Raw genomic sequence first — 7,074 nt, forward strand, 5'->3', positions numbered from 1 at the left:
CCATCGGGCGCGCAACATCGCCATCGGATTCCTGGGGATCGTGGCCGGCGGTGTGCTCGTGGCCGCTATCGCGGCGCGATTGCGGAGGGCTCGGTGAGGCCCGACCTGACCGGGTTCACCCCCGGCAGCAACCGTCGGGTGGTCGGCGTCTGGGTCGTCTTCCTCCTCGCGCTCGTCAGCTGGCTGGCGGGCGGCTACATCGGCGCGGCTGTCGCAGTTGTGGTGGGTATCGCGCTGGTCTTCGTGCGCTGGTGGGGCCAGCCGGCGTGGTCGTGGGCAGTGTTGTGGCGGCGCGGCCGGCGTCCGATCGACTGGGCTGCCCCGATCACCGTGGCCAACAACCGATCCGGAGGCGGTGTCCGCGTGCAGGACGACGTCGCCGTTGTCGCGGTGCAGCTGCTCGGCCGGGGGCACCGCGCGACCATGGTGACCGGTTCGGTGACCGTCGAGACCGAAAACGTGCTCGACATCGTCGAATTGGTGCCGATGCTGCATCAGGCGCTGGGTCTGCAGCTCGATTCGATCAGCGTGGTCACCATCGGCTCGCGGCACGGCACCATCGGGGACTTTCCGCGGGTGTACGACTCGGAGATCGGAACGCCGCCCTACGCGGGCCGCCGTGAGACATGGCTGATCATGCGGCTGGCGGTGATCGACAACGCCCAAGCCCTGTTCTGGCGCACGACCGTTGGGGCGGCGGCCATTTCGGTCGCCCAACGCATCGCGGGGTTGTTGCGCTGCCAAGGGCTGCGGGCAAAGGTGGCCACCGCAACGGACCTGGTCGAGCTCGATCGCCGGCTCGGGTGGGACGCGGTGTCGGGCAGCACGCAGAGATGGAAAGCCATCCGCGGGGAAGCGGGTTGGATGACCACCTACGCGTATCCGGCCGAGGCGATCACGTCGCGCAATCTCTCGCAGGCGTGGACGCTGCGCGCCGACGAGGTGATCCAGAACGTGACGGTCTACCCGGACGCCGAATGCACCGCGACCATCACCGTGCGCACGCCGACGCCGGCGCCGACCCCGCCCAGCGTGATCCTGCGCCGGCTCAATGGCGAGCAGGCGGCCGCGGCGGCCGCGAACATGTGCGGTCCGCTTCCGCACCTGCGGGGCGTTCGGCGCAGCCCGCTGCCGCCGCAACTGGTCACCGAGATCGGACCGTCGGGTGTGCTGATCGGCAAACTCAGCAACGGCGACCGGCTGCTGATGCCGGTCACCGATGCCGGTGAGCTGTCGCGCGTATTCGTCGCGGCCGACGACCCGATCGCCAAGCGGATCGTGATCCGCACCGCGGGCGCGGGCGAGCGGGTCTGCGTGCACACCCGCGACATGTCACGCTGGATCAGCGTCCGGATGCCGGAGATCAGCGTCGTGGGCAGCTCGCGCCCCGCACCACGGACCACCGTGAGCGTGGTCGAGCACGTTGCGCGCCGGGGCAACAACTTTGGCGCCGCCGAAAGCATCGAGTCCGCGATCTCGCCCACTCCGCGTCCGGCCACCGTGATCACCGTCGCGCCCGCGGGGGCCAGGCTCTCCGAGGGACAACGACACGGCTTCGAGGTGATCATCGAGCAGATCGGCCCGTCGACGGTGAATGTCAGCGCAGCAGGAGAGAATTGGCTCGTCGAGATGGACATGTTCCGTGCCGAGAACCGCTACGTCAGTCTTGAGCCGGTAAGCATGTCGGTCGGCACGTAGCGGGTCGGTAAAGCGAGTTTGAGGCACAGTGTGATGTGAGCGCACGTAGCGGTTGCAGCGACAGCTCGAATCGGCCGAAGGAGGCTCGCAACTCCGGCGACCATGTCCACGGTGTTCGGGATGGGGGACGTGATGGGTGATTTACAAACTGCCCGACGGCATTTCGACCGTGCCATGGCGATCAAGAGCAGGCAGGGCCGGGCCGCGGCATTGCCCGACTTCGCTGCCGCCACCGACGCCGACCAGTCGATGGCCGACGCGTGGTTGGGGCGCATCGCGTGCGGTGACAACGACCTGGCCTCGTTGCGACAGCTCTACGCCACCAGCGAATGGCTGCACCGCGAGACCACGCGCATCGGGCAGACGCTGGCCGCCGAGATCCAGTTGGGTCCCTACATCGGCATCACCGTCACCGACGCCTCGCAGGTCGGGCTGGCGTTGGCCTCCGCGTTGACGATCGCCGGGGAGTACGCCGAGGCCGACAAGCTGCTGGCCGACCGTGACCTGCTGGACTCGTGGACGAATTATCAATGGCACCAGTTGGCCCGGACGTTCTTGATGTACCGCACGCAGCGCTGGGGCGACGTGCTGTTGGCCGCGGCCGAGGAGCTGCCCGCACACGCCATCGTCATGTCGGCGGTGACAGCGTCGATTTGCGCGCTGGCCGCGCACGCCGCAGCCCACCTCGGCCAGGGCCGGGTCGCCCTGGACTGGCTGGACCGCGTCGACGTGATCGGACACACCCAGTCGTCGTCGCGCTTCGATGCAGACGTGCTGACGGCATCGATCGGTCCCGCCGACATTCCGCTCCTGGTCGCCGATCTGGCCTATGTGCGGGGAATGGTGCACCGGCAGCTGCGCGAGGAGGACAAGGCCCAGGTCTGGCTCTCCAAGGCCACCATCAACGGGGTCCTGACCGAGGCGGCCAAGGAAGCCCTGGCCGACCCGAACCTGCACCTGGTCGTGACGGACGAGGAAACCATCGAGAGCCGCACCGACCGGTGGGACGCCTCGTCGGCCAAGAGCCGCGACGAACTCGATGACGACGCCGCCGCCGATCGGCGCGCCGAGCTGCTGGCCGAGGGACGCAAGCTGCTGGCCAAACAGGTGGGACTGGCCGCCGTCAAGGAAGCGGTCGCGGCACTGGAAGACCAGCTCGAAGTGCGGACGATGCGGCTCGAGCATGGACTGCCGGTGGAGGGCCAGACCAACCACATGCTGCTGGTCGGCCCGCCCGGTACCGGTAAGACGACCACCGCCGAAGCCTTGGGCAAGATCTATGCCGGTATGGGAATTGTGCGGCACCCCGAGATCCGGGAGGTGCGCCGTTCGGATTTCTGCGGCCACTTCATCGGCGAGTCGGGGCCCAAAACCAACGAGCTGATCGAAAAGTCGCTGGGGCGAATCATTTTCATGGATGAGTTCTATTCCCTGATCGAGCGCCATCAGGATGGCACACCGGACATGATCGGCATGGAGGCCGTCAACCAGCTCCTGGTCGCGTTGGAGGCCCACCGATTCGACTTCTGTTTCATCGGGGCGGGCTACGAAGACCAGGTGGATGCGTTCCTCACCGTGAACCCGGGTTTGGCCGGCCGGTTCAACCGCAAGCTGCGCTTCGAGTCCTATTCGCCGGCCGAAATCGTCGAGATCGCGCACCGCTACGCGACGCCGCGCGCCAGCCTGCTCGACGATGGTGCCCGCGCAACGTTCCTGGACGCGGCGACGACCATCCGCAACTACACCACTCCCGGCGGGCGCCACGGCATCGACGCCATGCAGAACGGCAGGTTCGCCCGCAACGTCGTCGAACGTGCCGAGGGCTTTCGTGACACCAGGGTGGTCGCACAGAAGCGCGCGGGCCAGCCGGTGACCGTCGAGGATCTGCAGATCATCACCGCGGCCGACCTCGAGGCCGCGGTGCGCAGCGTGTGTTCGGACAACCGCGACATGGCGGCCATCGTCTGGTAGCCGCTACGCGGGGTCGAAGCGGAAGACGGCGAGCCGCCCCGCCAGTGCTTCGAATTCGTCAGCCGTTCCGTCGCGCACCATCCCCGACCGCTTCGCGAACGCCACCCCGACCGGAACTTCGGTGGGGAACGCCCGCAGCACCGCCCGGGCTTCATTGGTGGACAGTTCGACGATCCGGACGCGGCGTGACCGCCGGCCCCGGCGCAGCGTGCCGGTGCCCGCGGCCCGGGCATTGGCCGCCCAGTCGGCACCGGGGTAGCCCGCCACCACATAGAGGCCGTCCCGGAAGCTGAACGGCGTCATCGGGGTGCTGCGTGGTTGACCCGACTTGCGGCCCGGCACAGTGAGCACCATGGCGGGGCCGGTCGGAATGCCGAGTCGTTGGACCGCCATCATGAACTTGTTCATCGGCTTGAGGTAGCGCGGGGGACGCGGATCGGTCATCTCAAATTCCTACTTTCTCGTTGTCGAACATGCTGCGGTGTTCGGAAACCCAGTGCGCGAACGGAACCGGCGGGCGGCCGAGGATCGTCTCCACGTCGTGGGTCACCGGGGCGGGGGTGTCGATCGTCTCGGCCAGCATGGCGATGTAGGCGTCGGCAAAGCCACCGCCGAAACCCAAACCGATGAATCGTTGTCGCACGGCCTCGGCGGGAACCTCGCGATACTGCAGCGCCCGGCCCAGGACGCCGCCGATGGTCTCGACCAGCTCCGAGTTGGTGAACGCCCGGGGTCCGGTCAGCGGGATCCGCTGTCCGACAAGGTCATCGGTGAGCAACGCGCGCGCCGCGACAGCCGAGATATCTGCCTCGACGATGGGCGCCGTCGTTGCGGCCGCGTACGGCCCGGCGACCACGTCGCCGGCGCGGATCTGCGCTGACCACATGCCGGCGAAGTTCGTCGCGAACACCGTGGGCCGCAAGCTCACCCAGGCCAGCCCGGAGTCGACGGCGAGGCGTTCGACCTCCCTGTTGCGGTCCCCGCGAAACCGGGAGGGCTGCCGGGCGACGTCGTCGTCGGCATTGATCGCCGACAGCGCGACGAGTTTGCTCACTCCGCTCCGCGCGCATTGCGCCACCACGTCTTCCAATTGCCCAGCCAGCGCCCGCGAGTTCAGGAACACCGCGGCGGCGCCGGGCAGCGCGTCGGTGGCCGAACCGAACACCTCGACCTCCGGGGGAAAGCCGGCGGGCGCCGGTTGCCGGGTGACCGCCCGCACATGGGCTCCCGCGGCGAGCAGTTCGGTGACGAGTGGACGCCCGACGTTGCCGGTCGCGCCCGTGACGACGATGGTCATGATGGGGATCCTTTCCGTGAACTTCCTGCACTGCTGAAACGACGGGGCAAAAGGTGGGAAAGTTACATCGCAGAACGTGTAACTATTTGCTTCAGCGGATCGTCGAAGAGTCATGAACCAGTCGCCGTCAGCCAGCGATCAGGTCAGCGAGGCCTGGCGTCGGCACCGCCCATACCTGGTCAACCTCGCCTACCAGATGCTGGGCGACATCGGTGAGGCGGAAGACATTGCGCAAGAAAGCTTTCTGCGACTCGCGCGCGCCGACGTCAGCGAGATCGAGGACACTCGCGGCTGGCTGACGGTGGTGGCCAGCCGCCTCTGCCTCGACCAGGTGCGCTCGGCCCGCGCCCGGTACGAGCGCCCGGGCGACATCGAAGACCGACCCGCGCCGCGCCGCATCGACCCGGCCGACCGGGTCACCCTCGACGACGAGATCCGCACCGCGCTGCTCGAAGTCCTGCGCAGGCTCAGTCCCGGTGAACGGGTCGCCTTCGTGCTGCACGACGTGTTCGGCGTCCCCTTCGGGTCGATCTCGCAGACCGTGGGTCGCCCGGTCGGCACCTGCCGCCAGCTGGCGCGGCGCGCACGGTCCAAATTCGAAGCGGCGCAACCGAAGTTGGCCGATGTTGCGCCCGCCGAGCACCAGTTGGTGACCGAAAAGTTCATCGCGGCATGCGCCAACGGTGACCTGCAGGCCTTGGCCGCCGTCCTGGATCCGACGGTGTGGGGCGTGGGCACGATCCTCGCGGATCCGGCCCCGCCACCGCAGATCAACCACGGGCCAGACGCGGTGGCCACCAACCTGTTGCGCTACCTGTGGCCGGGCGTGACCCTGGTCAGCGGTCCGGTCGGGGGGCCGGTACTGCTGGCCTTCAGCGAGCGCCGCCTGTTCGCCGTGATCGTGCTGACGATCCGCGAATCCCGGGTGATGAAGATCGAGGCGATCGCCGACCCCTCGGCGCGCGCCTAGACCTCAGTTGTCCGCCGGCCGCTGGTCTTTCGCCCCGTCGGGACGCGCCGCGAAGTAGCCGGCGATGGTCGCGGTGACTTCGAGGAATTTGCGGCGCGTGGCCGGGGCCATCTCGTGGCTCACGTCGATGACGCCGCCGGGCCGCAGGTGCGGGTCGTAGGGCACTTCGATGACCGGCCGGCCGTGATCGGTGAACTCGCGAGCCAACAATGCCCGGGTCCGTTTGTCGGCATGCCCGTCCGAATCGTTGAGCACCACGATGGTGTGGCGCAGCAGCGTGTCCAAGCCCTGGTCGGCCAGCCACTCCATGGTCCGCGCGGCGGCCGACGCGCCGTCGGCCCACGGCGAGGACACCACGATCAGCGCGTCCAGGTCGCGCAGGACTTCCCGGGTGAGCGGGGCATCCATCGACGAGCCACAGTCGATGACCGAGATCGTGAAATGGCGGTCCAGCCGCAGCGCGGCCTCCCGGTAGATCGCCGGATCGAGCACCCGGCGCGGGCCCGTCGCCGGTTCGCCGGCGAGCACGTGAAGACCCGCGCCATTACGCCCGAGCCGCGCCACCATGTCGTCGAACGACCGCAGGTTCTTGTCGGCGGTGAGCTCCCAGAACGAACCCGTCGAGGCCGGATCGATGCGGCTGCTGAGCCGGCCGAAGGCGGTATCGGCGTCGATCGCCACGACGTGGTCCTGCTTGCGGAGTCCGGCGAACAACGAGCCCACGCTCGCGGCCACCGATGTCTTTCCGACGCCGCCCTTGCCCAGCACGCCGACCTTGCGGTTGCCGTGCAGGCGGGTCCGGATGGCCGCCTCGAACTGGGCTTCCTGCTGCTGGGCGGGCGACGGGCCCAGGTTGATCAGGCCGAAGGTGACCAGCCGCAGGACGCGTCGCCAGCCGCGGTCGGGTAGCTCATCCCCCTTGGGAAGACCGCCGTGAGCGCCGGTGTGCGGCGTCGGCGGGGCAGGTTGGGCGGGCTGCTGGGGTGGCGGCCGGAACGAAGGCGGCGCGCCCGGAGCCGACTGAGCGGGCGGCGACCAGCCCGGCGGCGGCGCAGAAGGATGGGCGGGTGGGGCCACAGGCGGAGCCGACGGCGGACGCGGGGGAGCGGGCCGCTGGGCTGCGGGCCGCGGCTCGTGG

At 68.9% G+C, this 7,074-nt stretch carries 7 protein-coding genes; 4 read left to right on the plus strand and 3 right to left on the minus strand.

Going from position 1 to position 7,074, the window contains the following annotated elements; all coding sequences use genetic code 11:
• From A5708_RS27360 to eccA, 3 genes are all read left to right on the plus strand, one after another.
• A partial coding sequence (locus A5708_RS27360; RefSeq protein ID WP_231117800.1) for a hypothetical protein occupies positions 1–97 on the plus strand: 97 nt, incomplete at its 5' end.
• Positions 94–1,698: a type VII secretion protein EccE gene (gene eccE, locus A5708_RS02555; RefSeq protein ID WP_065027120.1), complete on the plus strand. Its 1,605-nt coding sequence runs from the start codon at positions 94–96 to the stop codon at positions 1,696–1,698. The genes A5708_RS27360 and eccE, both read left to right, overlap by 4 nt.
• A 120-nt stretch (positions 1,699–1,818) precedes the next feature.
• The gene (gene eccA / locus A5708_RS02560; protein WP_419538294.1) at positions 1,819–3,669 is read left to right on the plus strand and encodes a type VII secretion AAA-ATPase EccA; all 1,851 of its coding nucleotides are present in this window, start codon (positions 1,819–1,821) and stop codon (positions 3,667–3,669) included.
• A gap of 3 nt (positions 3,670–3,672) precedes the next feature.
• Here the strand turns inward: eccA and A5708_RS02565 are convergent, their stop codons facing one another.
• Both A5708_RS02565 and A5708_RS02570 read right to left on the minus strand, forming a co-directional pair.
• Positions 3,673–4,113: a nitroreductase family deazaflavin-dependent oxidoreductase gene (locus tag A5708_RS02565; RefSeq protein ID WP_065027122.1), complete on the minus strand. Its 441-nt coding sequence runs from the start codon at positions 4,111–4,113 to the stop codon at positions 3,673–3,675.
• A gap of 1 nt (position 4,114) precedes the next feature.
• Positions 4,115–4,966 (minus strand): NAD(P)H-binding protein, encoded by an 852-nt coding sequence (locus A5708_RS02570; RefSeq protein WP_065027123.1) that lies wholly within the window; start codon positions 4,964–4,966, stop codon positions 4,115–4,117.
• Between the two features lie 112 nt (positions 4,967–5,078).
• On the opposite strand from A5708_RS02570, the gene sigI reads away from it, so the two are divergent.
• Positions 5,079–5,936: an RNA polymerase sigma factor SigI gene (gene sigI, locus A5708_RS02575; RefSeq protein WP_065027124.1), complete on the plus strand. Its 858-nt coding sequence runs from the start codon at positions 5,079–5,081 to the stop codon at positions 5,934–5,936.
• A 3-nt stretch (positions 5,937–5,939) separates the two neighbouring features.
• Here the strand turns inward: sigI and A5708_RS02580 are convergent.
• Positions 5,940–7,074 (minus strand): MinD/ParA family ATP-binding protein (locus A5708_RS02580; RefSeq protein ID WP_231117799.1); only part of this gene is annotated, 1,135 nt, incomplete at its 5' end.

The organism is Mycobacterium colombiense (assembly GCF_001672755.1).
Taxonomy (GTDB): domain Bacteria; phylum Actinomycetota; class Actinomycetes; order Mycobacteriales; family Mycobacteriaceae; genus Mycobacterium; species Mycobacterium colombiense_C.